Genomic DNA, 20,892 nt, shown 5'->3' on the forward strand with positions numbered 1-20,892 from the left:
GCCGACCTTGTCAACCAGCTGCTTGAAGAAGTCGCGGTCTTCGGCGAGGTCGATGTCTTCGGGGCTTGTGCCGACCACATTTGCACCGGCCTTCTTGAGACGCATGGCGAGGTTCAGCGGAGTCTGACCGCCGAATTGCACGATGACGCCCGCGCACTTTTCGCGTTCGTAAATGCCCATCACGTCTTCGAGCGTGAGCGGTTCAAAGTAGAGTTTGTCGGATGTATCGTAGTCGGTGGAAACCGTTTCGGGGTTGGAGTTCACCATGATGACTTCGTAGCCTTCGCGACGCAGCGTAAAGGCGGCATGGCAGCAGCAGTAGTCGAATTCGATACCCTGACCGATTCTGTTCGGGCCGCCGCCGAGCACCATGATGCGCTTCTTGCTTTCATGACCCGGGATTTCGCGGACCGGTTCGGTATTGTCGGCGTAGCAGCTATAGTAATACGGCGTGATGGCTTCGAATTCGCCGGCGCAAGTATCTACGGAGTAGTAGCTCGGAATGAGACCGATCTGCTTACGCACTGCCATGACTTCTTCGGGTGTCTTGTGGAACAGGTAACCGATCTGGATATCGCTGAAGCCGAATTCCTTGGCCTGGCGGAAGAGCGGCTTGTCCTTGGCGAGGTTTTCGAGAGAACCTGCAGCCGTGATTTCGTCTTCGAAGCAGGCGAGTTCTTCGAGGTGGCGGAGGAAGTAGCGATCAATCCTGGTGACTTCGTAAAGCTTTTCGATGTCCCAACCGCGACGGAAGGCTTCGTACACCACGAAGATGCGTTCTGCACTCGGGCGGGCGACTTCATTGGCGAGCGTTTCGTCGTCGTATTCCTTGAACTTTTCACACTTGGCGCAGGCACCGAATCCGCCGAATCCCGTTTCGAGGGAGCGGAGAGCCTTCTGCATGGCCTGCTTGAAGTTCGTACCGATGGCCATCGCTTCGCCCACAGACTTCATTTGGGTGCCGAGCGTGGAATCTGCCTTCGGGAACTTTTCGAACGTGAAGCGCGGAACCTTCACGACAACGTAGTCGAGAGCAGGTTCAAAGCAGCTCGGAGTCGATTGCGTAATGTCGTTGCGGAGTTCGTCAAGCGTGTAGCCCACGGCGAGGAGCGCCGCAATCTTTGCGATGGGGAAGCCCGTTGCCTTAGAAGCAAGAGCAGAAGAACGGGACACGCGCGGATTCATTTCGATGATGATGCGGCGGCCGGTCTTCGGTTCGATAGCCCACTGCACGTTGGATCCACCGGTTTCCACGCCGATAGCTTCCATGACCTTCAAGGAATCATCACGCATGGCCTGGTAGGCGCGGTCATCAAGGCTCTGGATCGGAGCAACCGTGATGGAGTCACCCGTGTGAACACCCATCGGGTCGAGGTTTTCAATGGAGCAGACGATAACGGCGTTGCCCTTCTTGTCGCGCATGACTTCCATTTCGAATTCTTTCCAGCCGAGGAGAGATCGCCCGTACCGCCGAGGGTAAAGCCCGGACGGATGATCAGCGGCCAGCTGCCGATGGTGTTCGCGATGGCGTTCGCTTCGCTCATGGAGTGTGCGGAACCGGAGCGGGGGAGGTCAAGCCCAATCTTGAGCATGGCTTCCTTGAACAGGTGACGGTCTTCGGCGCGCTGGATGGATTCGGCCTTGGCACCGATGAGTTCCACCTGGTAGCGGTCGAGAATGCCGCGTTCGTTGAGTTCCATCGCGAGGTTCAAGGCGGTCTGGCCACCGAGTGTGGGGAGTAAGGCGTCCGGGCGTTCGCGACGGATGATTTCGTGCAGAATATCGACGCTCAGCGGTTCGATGTAGGTGCGGTCGGCCATTTCCGGGTCGGTCATGATGGTTGCCGGGTTGGAGTTCACGAGCACCACTTCGTAACCTTCGCGGCGGAGCACCTTGCAGGCCTGCACGCCAGAATAGTCGAATTCGCAGCCCTGGCCAATCACAATCGGGCCTGAACCGATGAGCATAATCTTCTTGATGTCGGTACGCTTAGGCATTCTTGCCTCCCTTGAAATCTTCAATCATCTTCTTAAATTCTTCAAACAAGTACATGGAATCGTTCGGACCCGGGGCAGATTCCGGATGGTACTGTACGCTGAATGCCGGGAACTTTTTGTGGCGGATGCCTTCGACCGTGTTGTCGTTCAGGTTGATGTGCGTGACTTCGACATCGGCGGGGAGAGATTTTTCGTCAATGGCGTAGTTGTGGTTCTGCGACGTGATTTCGACAGCGCCCGTCAAGAGGTTCTTGACCGGATGGTTGCAGCCGTGGTGGCCGAACTTGAGCTTGGATACCTTAGCACCGAGAGCGAGGCCGAGGAGCTGGTTACCCAGGCAAATCCCCATGAGAGGAATCTTGCCGAGGAGCTGCTTGACCATGTTGTAAACCTGCGGAAGGCTGTTCGGGTCGGCAGGGCCGTTGGAGAGGAACACGCCATCCGGCTTCTGTTCCATAATCTTTTCGTAGCTCGTACCAATCGGCATGACCGTGATGCGCATGTCCTGGGCGGCGAGGTTTCTCAAAATGTTCGTCTTGATACCGAAATCGAGAGCAACGATGTGGTACTTGCCTTCGTTGTTGAATTCGTAGCCGTTCGGGTCGCTCACCTTGCTCGCGTAGTCCTGACCGTCGAGGCCTTCCCAAGCCTTAGCCTTTGCGATGGCTTCGGCTTCGGTCATTTCCGAGTCTTCGACGTGGAGGTAAGCCTTCTGGGCACCGTGGGTGCGGAGGTGGAGCGTGAGGGCGCGAGTATCAACGCCTGCAATGCCGGCCTTGTGCTGGGCGAGCATGTAATCATGGAGCGAAACTTCGTTGAGTTCCTTGGAAACCCAGTCGAGGGAATTCACGACAATGCCGTTCAAGAAAACCTGGCGGGATTCGGACTTTTCAAAGTTCGTAGCGTAAGCGCCAACTTCGGCCGTGGTGAAAACCACGAACTGACCAGCGTAAGACGGGTCGGTCAAAATCTGCTTGTAGCCAGCCATACCGGTGTTGAACACGGCTTCGCCTACGGTATCTTTCTTTTCGCCAAAGGCGTAACCGTGGAATACGGCTCCGTCAGCCAAGGCTATAAAAGCCTTGCGCTCGCGCTTTGCTTTCCATTGAAATTTTTCGTTCATGATTTACTCGTTGCTAGAATGTAAAAAGCGGTTGTTTCCACGCCATCATCCTGAGTGAAGTGCGTAGCACAAAAACGAAGGATCCAGGGCTGAATATAACTGGATTCTTCGCTTCGCTCAGAAAGACGATGCAGTGTACAATAAAAAAGGCAAAAGCTAAATGCCTTTGCCTTAAAATTAAAACTCTTAAAAAAATGAATAGTCTTGTTGAAAACCGAAACCCAACCGACCTTTTTGTGGGCCGAGACTGCTTGCTTGAAGGCGAGCTCGAAGTCAACAAGTTCCATTCTTTTCATCGGGGTGAAATTATAGTAAAATGACAGGCCCGCGACAATCCATTATTTTTGAAAAATTTCAAGGGATTATACAATTTTTGTAAAACACTTTTGAGGTTTGGAAAAGAAATGTAAAAGACGAAAATCAATCAGTCTAATTCAACTCTATTGACTAGTTTCAAAAAATGATTTAAAAGTCTTTATCGACTTTTCTTATTCAAATTTTTAGCATACGTTCCTTTGATTTGTAATGTTTTTATATAATTTTAGTAATTTTAATAAAAAGAGAGGGGGCGTCTACAATTTTGTTTTTGCGACTCGATTGATTCCAGACGTTTTTCTATAGACGAATTTTCAAATTTAAAGGAAGAAGGGAAAATGAAATTGCAAAGACAAATTGCAAAAGCTCATGTAGCACTGGCTTTGCCTGTTGCACTGTGTATGGCAGCAAACGGGTGGAGTGCAAAGAAGGATACCGACTATATTGATGAAAATGGTGTATCCGCAAAAATGAACTGTACATTGATAGATGCTAGTCTTCTTAGCACAGCAACACTTAATAATAGCGCATCTTGCTTTGTCGTTGAAGATACATTAGAGTACAATGGACACCTTCGCCTTATAAACGACAACGTTACGTTTATTATTGCAGATAAAGCAAAATTCACTATTAATTATAATAGTAGTGATAAAAACACTCATGCCATGGATGTATTGCACAATCTTAAAATTTTCGGACAGAAAAATCAGGCCGGTTCTCTAATTGTGAATGAAACGGGTACTAGTTATAGTAGAGGGTTAAGTGCGGGTGGTACGCTCCAAATTTACGGAGGTCATGTCATAGCCACCTCCAATGCCAGAGACGCTATCTGGGCCAACAATAATATTGATATCTATGGAGGCAGTGTTTCTGCAATTTATAACGGGACCGGCAACTATGACGGTATCGAATCAGAATCTGGAAATATCAACATCAACTGGGTCAATAGCTTGTATGCAAGCTCCTACTCCGGTAACCTGAAGATCGCCGATGGGCTTACACTCAAGGACGAAGGTACCGGCGAATATTCAAACAGCACCACAGGCATTAATGCAGCCATCAAAGGCAAAACACTCACGCCAACAGATTACCTTGTGCAATTTGTTACAAACGCCGATAATTCCAAGCGAGCAATCATCGATGGAGAATCCTCTAGTACACTCAATATACCTTCAGCAACCGATGTCGTTTCCATCGACTTCAACCGAACTTTTACAGCGGGAAAACCATCCACAATCGTATTGCCGTTCAGCCTACCACCAAATACAACAACCAATGCAAAGTTCTTTTATTTAAAAGAAGTCGTTCAAGTGGAAAATACTTGCGCATGGAACGCAACAGTTACAAACATCACTATCGATGACAAAGTCCCCGATATTCCGCAGGCAAATACGCCTTATGTGGTCGTACTGAACGATGGTGGCAAATTGACTTTCGATTTGGGTGGAGAAACAGCAACATTTGCAACAACGACTAATCTAGTAACAAATCCTACAACGACAGTTTCTGACGGGAAATGGAGCTTTATCGGAGTCTATTCTTTCAAGGAATGGAAAGAAAACGATGAAGATCTCGGTTTAGCTTATGCTTTTGCAGGTAGTAACGAAAACAATATTAAGCAAGGTAAATTCGGGAAAATTGCGATTGCCGAAGATGCCGAAACAACAGGTTATCCCTTTGCTAATCCCTTCCGCGCCTACCTTAAAAAAAGAGATAGCAACGTAAAGCTTCAATGCCCACAGGCTGTTTTAGGACGAAATTCAGCTCAGTATAGCATAGGCCACACATCCGAATCAATCGACGTTCTGTTTGAGAACGAAACCGAAAATGGCGAAAAAACAACGTTCATGGCGCGCATGAACACCCGCACAGGTGAATTCACAATGCTACCGAACTACGATGCCAAAGGGCGTAAAATAGCGGCGCCCAAAGTTCGTGGTGCTTATTACGGCAAAAAAGTTTTAAAAAGCAAGGATGTACAATGAGTAAAATCGAACGAAAAAAAGAGTATGCTAAACCGCAGATGTCTGTGCTCGAATTTGAACAAGAAGATCCTTTGTTATGCTGTTCCGGCAATGATGATGAAATAGGAGTCACATTTGAAGACCAAAATCCATAAAGCGTATACAGCTCCAAAAATGAATCTGATTGTTTTAAAGCAACAATCTATATTGCTGTATAGTAGCGACTCAACACCCCAAATTAATCATGGAATAGGAATGCTTCCGGTCGAAAAACCGTATTGCGGATAACCATTCTAAAACAAATAAAAAACAGGGCGAACAATGTTCGTCCTGTTTTTAAATACGCAGTTGTAATTACTACTTCACAACTTTATAGGTCTTGTCGCCAACGATGACGAGGAAGTTGCCTCTGCTGCCAAAGCGGATTTCTTGCATTGCAGAAGTAGTCTTCGAAGCCTTGAGCACGCGGCCGTTGAGGTCGGTGACTGCAAACTTGCTACCCATCGGAGCGTTTTCGATAACGATAGAGCTGTTCGTGGACCAAACTCTTACAGCGTTGTTCAACTGAACCTTCGCAGAAATAGCGTTTGTTTTCGGCTTTGCATTCACCTTGTAGAGCTTGCAAGATTCAAATGCATAGAACGTGGTATCATTGTCGATTTTCACGCCGCAGTATTCGTTTGCTTCAACAGATTTTTCTTCAACATCCGGCTTCGGCTTCCAAATCTTGAACGTTCCACTCAAGTGGAGCATGGCGAGGTAGTGCACCAAGCCATCGTAATAGCGGTACTGACCCGTCATGAGGTTTCCATCCCAAGCCATCTTGAGATTCTTCTTGACGGCGTCATTATACTTTGGATTGTTGATCAAAGCCATAGCAGCAACGGCATTTGCGCCGGTTTCGCCAAGCGTGTACTGTTCCTGCGGATTGGAGCCGTCCCAGTTGAAACGAGCGTGCTTGTAGCCATCCTTTTCAAAGAAATCGATGATGCGGCGGGCCATTTCTTCTTGGCGTGCAGAATCAGCACCAAAAAGGTAGTAGTCCATACCGAAGTTCATAGCGCAACGCATGGCATCGTACATGTACTTTTCGGCATTGCCGTTGTAGCTTACGCCGTGCGGAGTACCGTCGAAGTTGTTGTAATCCGAGAACAAGCCGGACTTCGTGTTGGAGGATTTGTACAAGTGATCGCGCGTTGCCTTTGCAGCCTTGGTCCACTTATCCTGGTTGGTGGTGGACCAGCGAGCGAAAAGATCAACGTAAGCCGGCAAGTCATAAGACGGGTCGGAGAAGTTGTTTTCGTTGCCCTGCGGCTGGAATGTAATCACGTAATGTTGCGGGTTGAAAAGGCTGTGCTGGCCGTTGTCCCACATTTTCTTCAAAATATACTGGGCGTCGTCCATGTACTTGCTGTCGTTCCAGCGGTTCGCTGCAAAGAGGAGCGACATCATAAAATACATTTCGCCATCCGGTGCGCAGTTGTCGTCACCGCCGGAACCGCTTTCATTGCGCTGCCAAGCGAAGTAGCCATCCCAGCCACCGCTCTTGTGCCACATGTGGTTCTTAGCCCAGTTCCAGAGTTTGTCGAATTCCTCTTTGTGGCCGGTCTGCACGGCAATCATCATACCGTAAGACATACCTTCGGAACGGACGTCTCTGTTGTTCACGTCGAGAATGTAAGCTTCGTTGCCCTTGTCGTAATAGACCTTGGAGTTGTTGTCGCCCTTAAAATAGTGGTTCCACAACTTATCCATTTTTTCCTGGATTTCTTCGTCGGTCTTGCCCAAGATGGTCTTGAACGGGCTTTCGTAATTACCGGTATAGTAAGCGCCGGAATAGTTTTTTTCTTTATCGCAGTCCGGGCCGTAATAAGCGCCCTTATCGTCAAAGAAGTTGCCAGTAAAGTCTGCTGCATTGATCACAGATGGACCGAGTAGCAAAGCGAGAGAGAGAGAGAAGATTGTTTTTTTCATATTCATGTTCCAAAATTACCCATTTTACGAGGATTTTTAACACTTTTTGGAAAAATATTAGTGTAATTGATTACAACAAAAACTTTGTAAAATATATTTGCTTTTTTGTGCAGTTATTGTTATATTTAGTGAACAGAAAAGCAAGTAAACAAGTGTATCGTTAAAATAAGGAATCTTTGTTTTCGCGGTTGTGAAAAGGCTAAGATATGGATTTACGGGAAAAGCTGGACATTCTAGGCGATGCCGCCAAGTATGACGTTTCGTGTTCGTCGAGCGGCTCCAAGCGCAACTCGCCCAAAGGCGGAATGGGCTGCGGGCACAGTTCAGGCATTTGCCACACATGGAGCGCCGATGGCCGCTGCATTTCGCTATTGAAAGTGCTTTTCAGCAATGCGTGCAAATACGATTGCGCCTATTGCGTCAACCGGCGGAGTAACGATATCCCGCGAGCGACTTTTACACCCAAGGAACTCATCAATCTCACTTTGGAATTTTACCGACGCAATTACATCGAAGGGCTATTCTTGAGTTCGGCGGTTATCGGTACGCCCGATTACACGATGGAACTTTTGATTAAGGTCGCAAAAGAATTGCGGCTGGTGCACCATTTTGGCGGATACATTCACTTGAAAGCGATTCCCGGAGCAAGTTCCAAGCTTTTGTTCGAGGCAGGGCTTTATGCCGACCGCAGTAGCGTGAACATCGAAATTCCATCCGACAAGCAATTGCAATACCTTGCGCCCGAAAAGAATTTTGCATCCATTTACCGCCCCATGAATTTTTTGGCAGAACGCAAATTGGAATATAAAGCGGATAAATCCAAGTATTCTCCCAAATTTTTGCCAGCAGGGCAAAGCACGCAAATGATTGTCGGAGCATCGGGGGAGACTGATTTCCAGATTCTCACGCTGTCGGCAGGCTTCTACAAGCAACAGCAAATGAAGCGTGTTTATTTTTCGGGCTATGTTCCCATCAACGCCGACAAGCGCTTGCCTGTGATTACAACAAAGCCACCGCTTTTGCGCGAACACAGGCTGTACCAAGCGGATTGGCTTATGCGTTTTTACAAGTTCGAATACAACGAAATCTTGGACGAAAAAAATCCATTCCTGGATCCGGATCTAGACCCGAAAGTGATGTGGGCACTCAGGCATCCGGAATGTTTCCCGGTCGATTTGCAAACCGCCGATTACGAAATGATTTTGCGCGTGCCGGGAATCGGAGTGAGGTCTGCCCAGCTCATTGTAAGCGGCAGGCGTTACAATAAAATCAGGCTGGAACATTTAAAGAAAATGGGAGTGGTTCTCAAGCGCGCGAAGTACTTCATTTACAACAATGAAGTTCCTCGTGAGCTCCATAAGCTTTACCCGGAAATGATTCGTCCGCTGCTCATTGCAGGCAAGCCCAAATCCGATCAACTGGATTTGTTCGATTCTATGCCCGCCGCATTACCATCACCGGCAACCAATCAGCCAATAACTCAACCAACAGCAAACTATCAGCCAATCGCGATGCCACCACCAAGAGCCGCGCAATCACCCCAAACATTGTCAATCGCAAGCAACTAACGCTCACATCGTCATCCTGAACGCGAATGCGTCAAGTCTCGCAACGTTCAAACAAATCCTATCAACCAACAACTAGCAACTAACAACTTCTAAGTTCTAAGCTCTAAGTTCCGCCAACTTCCTACTTCCCACTTCCTACTGCCTAGAAATTACTGGATCCTTCAGCCCTACAGGCTTCAGGATGACGTCCCTAAGTTCCGCCAACTTCCTACCGCCTACTTCCTACTTCCTACTTCCTACTTCCAACACCCCCATGTCCATCGCCATTCATTACGATTCTACTTTCGACGGTTTCCTGAGCGCGGTCTTCGAGATTTACCGCCAGCATCTCGACGTCACGAGCTTTGTAGCCGAGCGCTCTTACGAGGCTGAACACGAGGTTTCGTCTGACCTTTTTGCACAGCCGTTTCATATCGAAACATCCGAAGAATCAGCAAGGCGTCTCAAGCGTGCCATCACAAATGCCGCCAGCAAAGACGTTCTGAACCTGCTCGAAACATGCTTCCGCTCCGAAGACACGGGCATCGAGATGAACATTCTGGCATACTTGCGTAAGCTTTTTGCTGGCCTCGACCCGAATTACGGTCGCAATCCTTCGAGCCTCGAAATGATTCCGCTTATCACAATCGCGCGTTCTGTGCGTCGCGAAATGGACAACATGTACGGGATGGTGCGTTTCAACAAGGCCCCCGATGGAATGTACATCGCCGAGATCGAACCCAAGTACGACATTCTCGAAATGATTATCGGGCATTTCCGGTGCCGTTACCCCAACGGCACATGGGCGATTATCGATGTCAAACGAGGCTTTGGCGTGTACTACGAAAACTACAAAACACATTTTGTAACTGTACCCGATCCAAGTTACATTTCCGCGCATGCGCCTCCAGACGAATTTACACGCATGTGGAAGTCTTACTACGATACGATGGCAATCAAGGAGCGGCTCAACCCGCGCCTCCTTCGACGTTGCTTGCCCGTTCGCTACTGGAAGCATCTTCCGGAGCGTTCACTCCCGAATCCATCGCTTGGAACCATGGGGGAGGCGAGATTACGGCTTCCGTCTGCAGTCGCCAAGTCCAACTCCGTAGCTTCATTGATGCTGAAATAGCTGTTGTGGCATAAAAATTGCTTAATCCACACAGAATCGAGCGCTGAATTTTTTATATATGCGAAAAAAAAATTGGCTCTAAAAAAACATTTAGTTATATATTTATAATGGAATTAATGACTTTATGGAGAAAATAAAAGATATGAACGGCTCTTCTGTTAAACCGGGCTTTTTCGTTCAAGATTCTTTTCTGTATAGCAAGGACAACGAAAAGGTTGTTCTCCGTGGTGTTAACCACATGTTTATTTGGACTGATCGCGAAGGCAAGACAATCCCCGAAATTGCAAAAACTGGTGCAAACTGTGTAAGAATTGTTTGGAACACCCGCGGTCGAATCAGCGACCTCGACAATATCATTTCGCTTTGTATTGCAAACGGCATGATTCCAATTCCAGAAATCCACGACACGACTGGTAACTGGGACCGTTTGAGCGACGCTCTCGAATTTTGGCTCCGCGAAGAGACTCTCCAGATGATTTACAATCATCAGGAATACTTGATTTTGAACATCGGCAACGAACCTGGAGACAAGGCTCAGAGCGCCGATGAATTTTTCAATGCCTACAACATCATCGTGACCAAGCTCCGCGCCTCCGGTGTGCGAGTTCCAATCATGATTGATGCCGATGAATGGGGCCAGAACGAAAAGAACCTTTTGAACGTCGGTCCGAAACTTTTGCAAGCGGATCCCGAACACAATTTGATTTTCTCGATTCACATGTGGTGGCCTACCGAACGCCACAACCCAGTCGCTAGCGGCTACGAAACAGTCAAGGACCGCATCAAGGGTACGCTCGAAGAATCTATTAAGCGCAAAATTCCGCTGATTGTCGGTGAATTTGCACCGGTCGCTGCAGGTGGCGTCAGAGAAATTCCGTACAAGTATATCATGGCGGAATGCGAACGCTTGAACATTGGCTGGCTCGCCTGGAGCTGGGGACCGGGTAACTTCGACAGCCCCGAAATGGACATGACGGTGCACGGCTCCTACAATACGCTTGTGGGCTGGGGCAAGGAAATTGCAGTCGATAGCTCTCTTGGCATCCAGAATACCAGTGTCATCCCGAATTTCATCCAGAACAAGGACTTTACGACCGGCTCTCAGGGATCCGGTACGAACATCATTGAAAATGGCGACTTTATCGCCGAGGATCCTCTCAGCGGTTGGACAACCGACTTCTGGGGAGGCAAGGGCGAAGTCACCGTCAAGGATGGAGTTGTTCATTTCGACATTAAAAAGAGCGGCAAGGATTCCTGGAATCTCCAGTTCAAGCAACATTTTGCGCTCCACAAAGGCGTTACATACATTTTCAGCATGCGCGCCAAGGCCGACAAACCACGTACGCTCAACGTGAACATCAAGAAGGATTGCGAAAACTACACGCCGTATGCTAATGGTCGTATCCTCGACTTGAGCACTAGCTGGCAGAACTTCAGCTGGAAATTCACGATGAAGGAAGAAACCGATGTCGATGCAGTACTCATCTTCGACATGGGTGGCGTGCCGACATCCTGGAGTCTCGCCGATGTTTCGCTAGTTCATGCCCGCAGCGTTGCCGACCGCCTCAACAGAACGTTCCAGCGCAACGTGCAAAAGAATTCCGGCTACTTCAACGCCCCGAACGGTCCGTGGGAATTGCACCTATACTCGACCAACGGCACCTTGCTCGACATTCTCGACAAGGGCAAGGGTGGGGAAGGCATGCGCCAGTACCCCAAGATTGAACGCAGCGGAATCATGGTCATTAAGGACCTTGGCTAAACGCGTAACGTGTTTAGCTGCGCATCGCGCGCATTTCATAAACGTGCTTTTACGCATGAATTTTTCCAAAAATAAAAACGCGCAATCCTCTGGACTGCGCGTTTTTTAATCTTTTAAAAGAACGAATTATTCTTCATCGTCTTCCGGAATTACACCCGTTTCCTGAATCTTTTCGCATTCCATAACAAGCGTTGGAGCGAGTAACGGGATTGCGTTTGTCGTAGACGTGGTAGAAAAATTCTCCGTAATCACATTTCCGTTACAAGTCACAACAGCTCCATCGAAATCTTCGGTTGCTTCTGCTTTCGTTTTTGCGCATTCCTGGTCAATTATACTTTGTGGAACTTTGGGATCAAATTCAGCAATGGCCGACAATGAGAACACTTTGTTTTTATATGTTGCATCAATAGTCATTTTGACAGAATCTGGAGCAACAATAACCATGTTGAAAGCTTCATCCGTGTCTTTCGGAATCTCGCATGTAGCCTTGCCTTTTTCTGTATTTGATGGGGGCAATGCAGAACTAGAACTTTTGGGGAGAACGATTGCGGAACTTGACGAAACCTGCATAGAACTAGATGACATCATGTCCGCGGTCATTTTCATCACTTCGCAGAGCCTATTACTTGACTCGACAACATCATCTATTTTTTGACCATTTGCAGAATCTTTATACTTGACAGAAATGGTATTGCCTTCACAAGTGACGGTTGCATTTAAAGTTATCGAACCTTCCTTGCTTTCTTCGCACATATCTTCAATTACAGATTTTGGCGTATTTGAAGGATAGGTGGTTATGCTCTCCATTTCGACATCCGTCCCAACGAGGGTTATCTTCATTTTTATGTTTTCCGAGAGTGCGTTGGTAAAATCCAAAATGACAGCATTGTCCGAAACTTTTTGAACAGAACATGTAATGTCTGTAGGTAGAGTTACGTCTCCCCGTTCAATGGTCGAAGAACTAACAGCATTAACTTGGGATGATGAGCTGTTGCCTTGAACGATTTCAGCGCTAGAGAGACCTTGGCTTGATGAGGACTCAGCAATTGGACTAGGGATAGGAGCTGTGGAATTGTCTGTCGTGCAAGCCCAAAATACCAAAGATACGGCCGCTGACATCGATAAAATCTTTTTATTCATGAGAGTTCTTTTTTGGAAATTTGATTATGCTTTTGCGATTTTGAGGCCGTCGCTGAAAGCCTTGCCAACCTTTTCGCCAACAACGCGGTAGGCATGCGCCGCGGAGTCATAGGAAATCGGCTCGACTTTCCCAAGATCCACCTTGCCGTCATCGCCAAGAACGTTTTCATCAGCGCTGGTGTTCACGACTCTACCCACAATGTAGGTACTTCCGTCAAAATCCGGGCTGCATTCCTTGAGTTCGCATTCAAGCGTCAGCGGAAATTCTTCGAACATCGGCGCATCGACATGGGCGCTCTTGATCACATGCACACCTGCCTTTTCGACCTTGTTGGGCATTTTCTTGCCGCTCACCACACCGAAAAAGTCAGAAACCGTTGCGGTTTTGCGCGTGCCAAAACTTACCGTAAACGCCTTGCGGGCCTTAATATTCTCGGTCGTCTTGTGGTCTGAGCCAAGGCAAATCGAAATCTCGTCTTCTTCGCGCTGGCCGCCCCAAGCCGCATTCATGGCATTGGGAGTTCCGTCTTCGTTGTAAGTCGCGATAATAAGAACGGGTAGGGGAGTGATGATTGCTTTTTTGCCAAAATCTTTACGCATAAAAACCTCTTAACGAATAGCTTCTCGACATTCATTTTTGGCGCTCTCTAGAGCGGCTTCAAAACTGATATTGGTAGGTGCAACTTCTTTAATGTTTATAGAATGATCGCTGCAAACAATCTGGGCATTTTTTTCCTGAGCTTCTCGCTTGTTTTCATCACATTTCTGTTGAACGTATGCCGCAGGCACTTGAGGAGCATAAGAGAGGTCGTATTCGATATTCGCTAAATTACCAGCAATTGTCGTTGTTGTAGTCATTGTAACGTTTTCAGTCACAATCTCCATAATAAACGTATCATCCGAAATGGCATTGGCAGAACAACTAAGCACTTGCGGCCCCGAACCCGAAGCCGACGTGGAATTATCAGAACCACAACCGGAAAATACAAGAGCTGCCGCAGCAGAAATCAAGAAAGCCTTTTTGAGCATAAAACTCCTTCTTAAAAATAATCTTCCATAAAATATAAATCTTGTCAAGAAATAATTTCTATCACCAAAATTAATATTGCAATAATTTACAACAGAAATAAACTCAGAATATCATATAAATGGAATTTTTTGTACATTGTTCTTAACGAATTTATGAAACTCCTTAAAATTTTACCCATAATCGCCATTGCACTTCTCGCGGCGTGCAAATCAACCGTGCCACAGTCCGAAAGCCTGCTCGAAGAACGCGTTTCGACAGCACAAGAAAATAGTTCGAGTTCTTTAGAATTGCCTGTAAAAAGCGATAAAGATTCTACAGTTATTTTTGAACGTATAAAAAGCTACGTCTTTGATTCCGTTATGACGGACATGACTACAAACTTTACCGTTATGGAACATATTTGTTGTGGCGAAGTTCCATCTGATCTCTTATCATGGTGCGAAGTTAAATATGACAGTACGCAAATCCATTTAAACATGACAAGTCGTGATGAAACATATCAATTTAACTTGAAAATTGAAAATGGAATAGCGTTTGCCCAAAAAACATACAGCAATCTCGATCAGGAAAAAATAAAAGATTTATGCACCCAACACAAAAGCGACTCAACAAAGAAAAACGTTGCTTGCGAAAATAATGCTATAACATTCGCATTCAAAGATGACTTTAGTGGTTATGACTTACGTCAACTTGGTAAACAAGATTTTGAACTTAGATGTTTCTTAAAGACTATTGGAGAACGTTATAGCTGCGATATATGTAATTACGAATGAGATTAAAAAGTAAAACAGAACCAATGGTTCGCTTCTTTATCTTAGTTTACATAATCCGCATTATCGGAAATAATAATTTAGAAAGGGGAGTCAGGCTTGTTTCACATTAAAACACTTTTTTACGCTTTTAATTGGCACAGTATTTGCTAAATTTAGGTCGAAAATGTAAAACACCCGCCCGACGGGCGAATTTAAAGGAATTTTATTATCATGGCTGAAGAAAAGAATCCGGAACAGAATGTTGAACCGAACGATACTGAACGTGCTCAATTTGAACAGGATGTGCTGAAAGCCGCCCAGGATGCAATGAATCTCGAAGCCGAAGCCAATGCTTCGGCTAATTCCGCAACCGGCAACGACAACGCAAGCGCATCCCAGGAGTCCACCGAAAAAACTGCTGACGTCGAAGGTCAAAATGCTGAAGCGCCAAAGTCCGAAGAAAAAGCTGAAGAACAGCCGGCCGCACCTTCTGCCGAAGAAGTTTTAAAACAGCAACTTGCCGAAGCCAACGACCGCACCCTTCGCTTGATGGCTGAATTCGACAACTTCCGCCGCCGTAGCGCCAAGGAACAGCTCGAACTCATCGAAACCGCGAACGGCAAGCTTCTCGAAAAGCTCTCCGAAGTCCAGGATAATTTCGAACGCGCTTTCGCCAGCGAAAACAAGGCCAAGGACCTCGAAGCCTTCGAAAAAGGCATGCAGATGATTTACAATCAGTTCTCCAAGGTCCTCACGGATGCAGGCCTCGAACAAATCGACCCGACCGGCAAGGAATTCGACCCGAACCTCCACGAAGCACTGATGCAGCAGCCCAGCGAAACTATCCCGGAAGGTCACGTCGTCACCGTATTCCAGAAGGGTTACAAGCTCAAGAACAAAATCTTGAAGACCGCCAAGGTCATCGTCTCCTCCGGAAAGTAATGCTCATTCGACGAGCTCAGGGCAGGCTTCGGCCATCCTGAGTGAAGGGCTAAGCCCGAATTCGAAGGAACTCCCCCGTTTTTCTGCCTGCCACTCCCCCGTGCGCGGGCTTTTCTTATCCCCCCCCTTTGATAAAATGACAATAGAGATTTGAACGAGCGATTATCCGCAAACATTTTCCGTTATATCTTTATCCTTGGGTGTAGAAATTAACGAGGAATGGAGATCAAGATGTTTGGTAAAATCTTAACCGTTTCAGCTGTATTGGCGTGTGCTGCTTTTGCGCAGCATCCTATAATCACTACAAAATACACGGCGGACCCTGCCCCCTATGTGCACGGCGACACGGTGTACCTTTACACGACCCACGACGACGACAACGCCGACGGGTTCATGATGTACGATTGGTTGCTGTACACTTCCACCGACATGGTGAACTGGACCGATCACGGCGCGGTCGCATCGCTCGGCGATTTCAAGTGGTACAATTCCAATAACGGCGCATGGGCGGAACAGGTCATCGAGCGCGACGGCAAATGGTACATGTACTGCCCCATCCACGGTCACGGCATCTCGGTGCTCGTATCGGACAGCCCTTACGGCCCCTTCAAGGACCCGCTGAACGGCCAACTCGTGTGGCAACGCGAACACTGGAACGATATCGACCCTACCGTTTGGATTGACGACGACGGCCAAGCTTACATGTACTGGGGCAACCCGGAACTCTACATGATCAAGCTGAAAAAGGACATGATCCACACGGAAGGTTCCATCGTGACCTACCCCAAAATCAAGGACTACCAAGAAGGTCCGTGGTTCTACAAACATGGCAAGTATTATTATATGGCGTTCGCCTCCACTTGCTGCTCCGAGGGCATCGGGTACGCCATGAGCGACTCCCCCACTGGTCCGTGGAATTACAAGGGCGATATCATGCCGCATTCCCCGAAAAGCCGCGGCAACCACCCGGGCATCATCGACTACAAGGGAAAATCTTACGTTTTCGGCCTGAATTACCTGCTGTGGGCGGAATACCAAGCAAAAATCGGACAGGCCTACAAGCATGCGGAACGCCGCTCGGTCTCCGTGGCCGAGATGCACTACAATGCCGACGGGACTATCCAGAAAATTGACTTCTGGCCCGAAAATGGTGTAGCGCAAGTGGAAGATTTTGACCCGTACAAGCGCGTCGAAGCTGAAACAATGTCTTGGAGCGAAGGTGTCAAGAGCCGTAACGCCAAGGACGTGGGCAACGTCATCCTCACCAACATAGGTAACGGCGACTACACCAAGATTAGTGGCGTGGAATTCGGCGACGCAGGCGCAGAAAGTTTTTCTGCATCGGTGCTAAATGTCAAGAAGGCATCAAGTATCACGGTTCGCCTGGACAAGGTGGACGGCGAAATCATCGGCAAGGCGGAATTCTCCGCAGACGGTCTCGTGACGGTTTCGCTTACGGGCGCTGTCGGCAAGCACGACGTGTTCTTCGTGTTCACGGGCGATTTCGAGGCGGACTACTGGGAATTCGAGGACAGCAAAACGGCCATTCCGCAGAGCCCCTTCTGCAAGGCTAAACTTACCGACCCCGAAGCTAAATGCGACATTCCGGTTATAGGCGCAAGCGTCGAAGGCCCCGCCAACTTCATTGACTTCGAAAACTACGACGTGGGCGGTGCCGGCAAGGCCTACTACGACATGGATACCGAAAACCAAGGTAAAGAATACCGCGAAGACCGCGTGGATATCGTCGCCATGAAAGACAAATGCGGTGACGGCTTTGCCGTGGGCTACACCCAGAAAGGCGAATGGCTGGAATACACCGTCAATGTGGAAACAAGCGGAACCCTCCCCTTCGAACTCAGCTACGCCAGCGGCATGGACAACACGAGCATTCGCCTCTTCATGGACAATGAACCCATCACCGATACACTCTCGCTTTCTGGAACCGATGACTTCGATACATACGCTACGTACAAAGGCAAAACAACCAAGGAACTCACCAAGGGCGAACACGTGTTCAAAGTCTTAATTACAAGCGACTACGTGAACCTCGACTGGATTGCCTTTGGTAAAATTGAAGGCGATATTATGGACAAACGCAATGGCACCACGGGCATCTTGCCGAAATTTGCTTCGGATGCTGCAAACGCTTTCGCAAAAAACGCAGGTGTTTACAAGGTCTTTGACTTGATGGGCAATATGCTCGGCAAAGTCCGTCTAAACGCCGGAGCTTCGCAGACAGATATCAAGAACGGACTCAAAACCGCCGGCTTCGGGAGCGGAGTCTATGCCGTCCGGAATCCTGCTGGAAAGGCCCTGAAATTGCAAGTCGGGGAATAAACCCAACCTCCCCCGCATTTAAAAGCCCCGACCTCTCGTAACGATGGCCGGGGTTTTTAGTGTCAAAGTTTAATGCAATTTCTGTGGCGAATTAACTACATGCACAGAATGTCCAACATCTGTCGCGGCGTGACGACAATCGGATTTGCAGGAAAATGCTTGACGTTCCCCGTTACAAGATGCGTTTCGGCTGTTTTACCATGAGAAAGCGCAATGGAATAAAAGACAATGTCCTTGGGATCGGGCTTGGCTTCTGCAACAGTTTCCAAAGCATTTTCCATAACACCCAAGGATTCTATCTGGGATATGGTTTCTGAAATCAGCTCCGAAGAAAAACCGAATTTCGGCCTATTCAAAACATTGCGATACTCATTCAGAATTTCATCATTATATACAGGAACAACAAATCCATTGAAAACTGCCTGCAATACGACTCCAGGAACAGAGTTCCATTTCAGCAAAGCGGAAACAATGACATTCGTGTCAATGACCGCATAGTACTTCATCGACCGCTCCTGGCTGCATCAATTTCAGCATTGATCTCGTCTAGAGTCATATCGGCGGCCCCTGCTCTTTCAGCCTCGGCAGAAAGCTGGCGCATTACCATCGACATGCGACTTGCAACTGGATTTGCATTGTAGAAAGCGCGTCTGTCGGCGGCATAGGCGGGAGCCTTTGAGGACGCAACCTCGAAGGGAATCCTCTTCTCGCGCACAACGGCACGAGCAAAGACATTTATCGCCGTGGTCATCGACATGCCAAACTCTTCGCAAAGCTTGTCAAAGTCCTTTTTCAGGTTGTCATCCATTCGAATGCTAAAGGTAGTTTGTGACATAAAAGCAACCTTTTTTCTCTAAATATATATTAAAACACACCGAAATGCAACCTAAATAATGAGCTCAAAGGATCCTCCCTCGTGAGGATTTTTAATCAATTTATCTTAATTTTTTACTTGTAATTTTACTTAAAATTATATATTATTAAAATGGAGGTTGTTTATGCCCTGCATTTTACCAGTGTCTGATTTACGAAATTACAATGAAGTTCTTCAGAACGTGTCCGAAGAATCTCCCGTGTTCCTGACCAAAAACGGTCGGGGTTGCTATGTTGTCATAGACATCAAAGAATACGAACGGATGGTAGCGGCATTGAAATTCCAAAAGGCTCTTGCCGAGGGAGAACGATCTGCCGAACAGGGTGGCTGGCTTTCCGCTGCGGATGTGCGAAAGAAATACGAGGTGTAGATGCCCGTCATCATTTTTTCGCCAAAGGTCTCCGAGGATTTGGATTCAATCAAAGCGTATATAGAATCTGAATTGGGCAGTCCTCAAGCGGCAAATGAAAAGGTTCTTGAAATCCTTGATGCCATCGACAACCTTGCCATTTTTCCTGAAATAGGTCCATCCTTAAAAGGCAAAGTAGATTCATTGAGTCGATATCGATGTTTATCAGTATCGAACTGTATTGTTTTTTATCGAATTGAACTCGACAAGGTGCTTCACTCATAATCATCGACTCCGGTTATTTACAAAGATTACGCTCCGAAAGATCTGGGTCGACAACAATACAACCACCGGAAATGTCCGTATCAAAAATAATCTTTTCTCCTGCACGATGGTGCGGCAATCCCTTAAGCGGGGAATCAAATTCTATCCAATCATAAAAATTCAAGCGATTGGCATAGTACCTTTTTCCTCTCGGTACATATTTCCAGGTGCCCCGATTCGAATCCAAGCCATTGCCGTCCGCATAGACCTGCAAAAATGTAGAATCTGGGTAAAGCGTCACCGATTCAAAGCCATGCTCATGCGTTCGCTTATACGTTCCAACAAAATCTTCATCTTGGAAGCACTGGAATAATACAAAAATAACCAAAAGCGCCCCAAGGGAAATTTTCATGAATGCAGGCTTTTTCATTTTCTTGTAATATACTTTATAAAGAAAACAAGTGCGAATATCGCCGAACAAAAAACAGCACTACCAACAAACCAAGACACAAAAACAGTCGCTATTTCACCCCAAACAACACCTGATTCCGTATAAAATTCTCCCTGCGGATTGTTGGTAATGGCCGCATGCACCATAAAAATTCCAACCACAATAGATTGAATAAGGGTATAAAGCCCCGCGATAAATATGTACTCTTTCTTCGAATTCATAAAGAATTAATGCTTACAGTTCCAAGAACCTTCTGTATTCTTCGGCATCGGTGTTTTAATCACTACGGAAGAATCTAAAGGAAATATAAATACAACAGTATCATCACAAACACGTTCTTCTGGCGGTCCCTCGCAACTATATCGAGCCTTCATGTCCCTAAACTTTATTTTAAAAATAACCGTTTCACAAGAATCAGAGTCCGTCTCACAATAACGCTTGTAATCATTCCTATGCAAACGGCACATTGCACACTTACATGAATTGTCATCACAACATATTGTATCACGACCGTTCAAACGTTCCGCATAAATAACGGTCGAGTCTTTTGCCTTTATGTTTCTGTATTTAACTTGAAATACAATTTCGTTCGTATCAATTCCACACCACGTGTCAACATTAACTTTATCGAATCCTATACATTTTTCCGCCGTGCTCCTTGAAAACACAATGTAAGGCAGCAAATCATATCCGAGAAAGAAGTAATAATTTAAATCATCCTGAGCATAAATCCACCAGTCGCCAGAGCCGTTGTTCATTTGGTTCACTTCAAACCTGCACAAGCTGGATTCGTTCGGAATTATATATACCGGTTCAATCTTTGTCATATAGTAGTTGCCCACACAATTGAATCGAACAATCAAGAGAACGAACAATAGCACCGCAAGGGCGCCAAGGGAAATTATTATGGCTACAGTTTTTTTCATCTTCTATAAG

General features: G+C 47.1%; 19 protein-coding genes and 3 pseudogenes. 11 read left to right on the forward strand and 11 right to left on the reverse strand.

All coding sequences use genetic code 11. From position 1 onward, the window contains the following. Together carB and carA are read right to left on the reverse strand one after the other, a co-directional pair. Positions 1 to 1,997, reverse strand: a pseudogene (gene carB / locus HUF13_RS04850) (carbamoyl-phosphate synthase large subunit); the annotation flags it as partial. Further along, positions 1,990 to 3,120, reverse strand: coding sequence for a glutamine-hydrolyzing carbamoyl-phosphate synthase small subunit (carA, locus tag HUF13_RS04855; RefSeq protein WP_173474075.1), 1,131 nt, complete (start codon positions 3,118 to 3,120; stop codon positions 1,990 to 1,992). The gene carA and the pseudogene carB, both read right to left, overlap by 8 nt. 653 nt (positions 3,121 to 3,773) lie before the next feature. On the opposite strand from carA, the gene HUF13_RS04860 reads away from it, so the two are divergent. Together HUF13_RS04860 and HUF13_RS04865 are read left to right on the forward strand one after the other, a co-directional pair. Then, positions 3,774 to 5,420, forward strand: coding sequence for a hypothetical protein (locus HUF13_RS04860; RefSeq protein ID WP_173474076.1), 1,647 nt, complete (start codon positions 3,774 to 3,776; stop codon positions 5,418 to 5,420). Next, a complete protein-coding gene (locus HUF13_RS04865; protein ID WP_173474077.1) occupies positions 5,417 to 5,554 on the forward strand; it encodes a hypothetical protein in 138 nt (45 codons plus the stop codon). The genes HUF13_RS04860 and HUF13_RS04865 overlap by 4 nt, the downstream gene beginning before the upstream one ends. Positions 5,555 to 5,756: 202 nt before the next feature. Here HUF13_RS04865 and HUF13_RS04870 read toward each other — a convergent pair whose 3' ends face one another. Further along, positions 5,757 to 7,373, reverse strand: coding sequence for a glycosyl hydrolase family 8 (locus tag HUF13_RS04870; protein ID WP_173474078.1), 1,617 nt, complete (start codon positions 7,371 to 7,373; stop codon positions 5,757 to 5,759). 206 nt (positions 7,374 to 7,579) lie between these two features. On the opposite strand from HUF13_RS04870, the gene HUF13_RS04875 reads away from it, so the two are divergent. From HUF13_RS04875 to HUF13_RS04885, 3 genes are all read left to right on the forward strand, one after another. Beyond that, on the forward strand, positions 7,580 to 8,941 hold the full coding sequence (locus HUF13_RS04875; RefSeq protein WP_304038826.1) for a putative DNA modification/repair radical SAM protein: 1,362 nt from the start codon (positions 7,580 to 7,582) through the stop codon (positions 8,939 to 8,941). A 253-nt stretch (positions 8,942 to 9,194) separates the two neighbouring features. Beyond that, a complete protein-coding gene (locus tag HUF13_RS04880; RefSeq protein WP_173474079.1) occupies positions 9,195 to 10,052 on the forward strand; it encodes a TIGR03915 family putative DNA repair protein in 858 nt (285 codons plus the stop codon). A gap of 124 nt (positions 10,053 to 10,176) precedes the next feature. Next, a complete protein-coding gene (locus HUF13_RS04885) occupies positions 10,177 to 11,814 on the forward strand; it encodes a cellulase family glycosylhydrolase (RefSeq protein WP_173474080.1) in 1,638 nt (545 codons plus the stop codon). A gap of 126 nt (positions 11,815 to 11,940) precedes the next feature. Here the strand turns inward: HUF13_RS04885 and HUF13_RS04890 are convergent, their stop codons facing one another. Genes HUF13_RS04890 through HUF13_RS04900 form a run of 3 tightly spaced genes read right to left on the reverse strand, consistent with a single transcriptional unit; the run spans position 11,941 to position 13,983 of the window. Continuing rightward, positions 11,941 to 12,954 carry a hypothetical protein gene (locus HUF13_RS04890; RefSeq protein ID WP_173474081.1) on the reverse strand — a complete coding sequence of 338 codons (1,014 nt, stop codon included), beginning with the start codon at positions 12,952 to 12,954 and terminating at the stop codon, positions 11,941 to 11,943. A 24-nt stretch (positions 12,955 to 12,978) separates the two neighbouring features. Then, a complete protein-coding gene (locus HUF13_RS04895; RefSeq protein ID WP_173474082.1) occupies positions 12,979 to 13,554 on the reverse strand; it encodes a flavin reductase family protein in 576 nt (191 codons plus the stop codon). Positions 13,555 to 13,563: 9 nt separating this feature from the next. Continuing rightward, complete coding sequence (locus HUF13_RS04900; protein WP_173474083.1) at positions 13,564 to 13,983, reverse strand: hypothetical protein; 420 nt, start codon at positions 13,981 to 13,983, stop codon at positions 13,564 to 13,566. Between the two features lie 153 nt (positions 13,984 to 14,136). Between HUF13_RS04900 and HUF13_RS04905 the strand changes: the two genes are divergently transcribed. The 4 genes and pseudogenes from HUF13_RS04905 to HUF13_RS17565 all read left to right on the forward strand — a co-directional run. Further along, positions 14,137 to 14,757, forward strand: a complete 621-nt coding sequence (locus tag HUF13_RS04905) for a hypothetical protein (protein ID WP_173474084.1) — start codon at positions 14,137 to 14,139, stop codon at positions 14,755 to 14,757. A 210-nt stretch (positions 14,758 to 14,967) separates the two neighbouring features. Continuing rightward, positions 14,968 to 15,678: a nucleotide exchange factor GrpE gene (gene grpE, locus HUF13_RS04910; RefSeq protein ID WP_173474085.1), complete on the forward strand. Its 711-nt coding sequence runs from the start codon at positions 14,968 to 14,970 to the stop codon at positions 15,676 to 15,678. A 231-nt stretch (positions 15,679 to 15,909) separates the two neighbouring features. Beyond that, positions 15,910 to 17,208 (forward strand): annotated as a pseudogene (locus HUF13_RS17560) (glycoside hydrolase family 43 protein); the annotation flags it as partial. 207 nt (positions 17,209 to 17,415) lie between these two features. Further along, positions 17,416 to 18,018: pseudogene (locus HUF13_RS17565) on the forward strand (carbohydrate-binding protein); the annotation flags it as partial. A gap of 95 nt (positions 18,019 to 18,113) precedes the next feature. Here HUF13_RS17565 and HUF13_RS04920 read toward each other — a convergent pair. Both HUF13_RS04920 and HUF13_RS04925 read right to left on the reverse strand, forming a co-directional pair. Next, a complete protein-coding gene (locus HUF13_RS04920; RefSeq protein WP_173474087.1) occupies positions 18,114 to 18,524 on the reverse strand; it encodes a putative toxin-antitoxin system toxin component, PIN family in 411 nt (136 codons plus the stop codon). After that, complete coding sequence (locus HUF13_RS04925; RefSeq protein WP_173474088.1) at positions 18,521 to 18,853, reverse strand: type II toxin-antitoxin system RelB/DinJ family antitoxin; 333 nt, start codon at positions 18,851 to 18,853, stop codon at positions 18,521 to 18,523. Before HUF13_RS04925 ends, HUF13_RS04920 begins: the two co-directional genes overlap by 4 nt. Positions 18,854 to 19,016: 163 nt before the next feature. Here HUF13_RS04925 and HUF13_RS04930 point away from each other — a divergent pair, with 163 nt between their 5' ends. Both HUF13_RS04930 and HUF13_RS04935 read left to right on the forward strand, forming a co-directional pair. Next, positions 19,017 to 19,262: a type II toxin-antitoxin system prevent-host-death family antitoxin gene (locus HUF13_RS04930; RefSeq protein ID WP_173474089.1), complete on the forward strand. Its 246-nt coding sequence runs from the start codon at positions 19,017 to 19,019 to the stop codon at positions 19,260 to 19,262. Then, on the forward strand, positions 19,263 to 19,526 hold the full coding sequence (locus HUF13_RS04935; RefSeq protein ID WP_173474090.1) for a type II toxin-antitoxin system RelE/ParE family toxin: 264 nt from the start codon (positions 19,263 to 19,265) through the stop codon (positions 19,524 to 19,526). 13 nt (positions 19,527 to 19,539) lie between these two features. On the opposite strand, the gene HUF13_RS04940 is transcribed toward HUF13_RS04935, so the two are convergent. From HUF13_RS04940 to HUF13_RS04950, 3 genes are read right to left on the reverse strand one after another with little or no spacing between them, the layout of a single operon-like run. Further along, positions 19,540 to 19,935, reverse strand: coding sequence for a hypothetical protein (locus HUF13_RS04940; RefSeq protein WP_173474091.1), 396 nt, complete (start codon positions 19,933 to 19,935; stop codon positions 19,540 to 19,542). After that, the gene (locus HUF13_RS04945) at positions 19,932 to 20,177 is read right to left on the reverse strand and encodes a hypothetical protein (protein WP_173474092.1); all 246 of its coding nucleotides are present in this window, start codon (positions 20,175 to 20,177) and stop codon (positions 19,932 to 19,934) included. Before HUF13_RS04945 ends, HUF13_RS04940 begins: the two co-directional genes overlap by 4 nt. A gap of 6 nt (positions 20,178 to 20,183) precedes the next feature. After that, positions 20,184 to 20,882 (reverse strand): hypothetical protein, encoded by a 699-nt coding sequence (locus HUF13_RS04950; RefSeq protein ID WP_173474093.1) that lies wholly within the window; start codon positions 20,880 to 20,882, stop codon positions 20,184 to 20,186. Between the last annotated feature and the right edge of the window lie 10 nt (positions 20,883 to 20,892).

The sequence above is a fragment of the Fibrobacter succinogenes genome (genome assembly GCF_902779965.1).
GTDB lineage: Bacteria > Fibrobacterota > Fibrobacteria > Fibrobacterales > Fibrobacteraceae > Fibrobacter > Fibrobacter succinogenes_F.

What these genes read in the sequence shown, in the direction of transcription:
- HUF13_RS04870 (WP_173474078.1), bottom strand. Translation starts at nt 7,373, where the DNA reads ATGAAAAAAACAATCTTCTCTCTCTCTCTCGCTTTGCTACTCGGTCCA.
- HUF13_RS04925 (WP_173474088.1), bottom strand. Translation starts at nt 18,853, where the DNA reads ATGTCACAAACTACCTTTAGCATTCGAATGGATGACAACCTGAAAAAG.
- HUF13_RS04865 (WP_173474077.1), top strand. Translation starts at nt 5,417, where the DNA reads ATGAGTAAAATCGAACGAAAAAAAGAGTATGCTAAACCGCAGATGTCT.
- grpE (WP_173474085.1), top strand. Translation starts at nt 14,968, where the DNA reads ATGGCTGAAGAAAAGAATCCGGAACAGAATGTTGAACCGAACGATACT.
- HUF13_RS04875 (WP_304038826.1), top strand. Translation starts at nt 7,580, where the DNA reads ATGGATTTACGGGAAAAGCTGGACATTCTAGGCGATGCCGCCAAGTAT.
- carA (WP_173474075.1), bottom strand. Translation starts at nt 3,120, where the DNA reads ATGAACGAAAAATTTCAATGGAAAGCAAAGCGCGAGCGCAAGGCTTTT.
- HUF13_RS04860 (WP_173474076.1), top strand. Translation starts at nt 3,774, where the DNA reads ATGAAATTGCAAAGACAAATTGCAAAAGCTCATGTAGCACTGGCTTTG.
- HUF13_RS04890 (WP_173474081.1), bottom strand. Translation starts at nt 12,954, where the DNA reads ATGAATAAAAAGATTTTATCGATGTCAGCGGCCGTATCTTTGGTATTT.
- HUF13_RS04885 (WP_173474080.1), top strand. Translation starts at nt 10,177, where the DNA reads ATGGAGAAAATAAAAGATATGAACGGCTCTTCTGTTAAACCGGGCTTT.
- HUF13_RS04880 (WP_173474079.1), top strand. Translation starts at nt 9,195, where the DNA reads ATGTCCATCGCCATTCATTACGATTCTACTTTCGACGGTTTCCTGAGC.
- HUF13_RS04920 (WP_173474087.1), bottom strand. Translation starts at nt 18,524, where the DNA reads ATGAAGTACTATGCGGTCATTGACACGAATGTCATTGTTTCCGCTTTG.
- HUF13_RS04900 (WP_173474083.1), bottom strand. Translation starts at nt 13,983, where the DNA reads ATGCTCAAAAAGGCTTTCTTGATTTCTGCTGCGGCAGCTCTTGTATTT.
- HUF13_RS04935 (WP_173474090.1), top strand. Translation starts at nt 19,263, where the DNA reads ATGCCCGTCATCATTTTTTCGCCAAAGGTCTCCGAGGATTTGGATTCA.
- HUF13_RS04930 (WP_173474089.1), top strand. Translation starts at nt 19,017, where the DNA reads ATGCCCTGCATTTTACCAGTGTCTGATTTACGAAATTACAATGAAGTT.
- HUF13_RS04940 (WP_173474091.1), bottom strand. Translation starts at nt 19,935, where the DNA reads ATGAAAAAGCCTGCATTCATGAAAATTTCCCTTGGGGCGCTTTTGGTT.
- HUF13_RS04905 (WP_173474084.1), top strand. Translation starts at nt 14,137, where the DNA reads ATGAAACTCCTTAAAATTTTACCCATAATCGCCATTGCACTTCTCGCG.
- HUF13_RS04945 (WP_173474092.1), bottom strand. Translation starts at nt 20,177, where the DNA reads ATGAATTCGAAGAAAGAGTACATATTTATCGCGGGGCTTTATACCCTT.
- HUF13_RS04895 (WP_173474082.1), bottom strand. Translation starts at nt 13,554, where the DNA reads ATGCGTAAAGATTTTGGCAAAAAAGCAATCATCACTCCCCTACCCGTT.
- HUF13_RS04950 (WP_173474093.1), bottom strand. Translation starts at nt 20,882, where the DNA reads ATGAAAAAAACTGTAGCCATAATAATTTCCCTTGGCGCCCTTGCGGTG.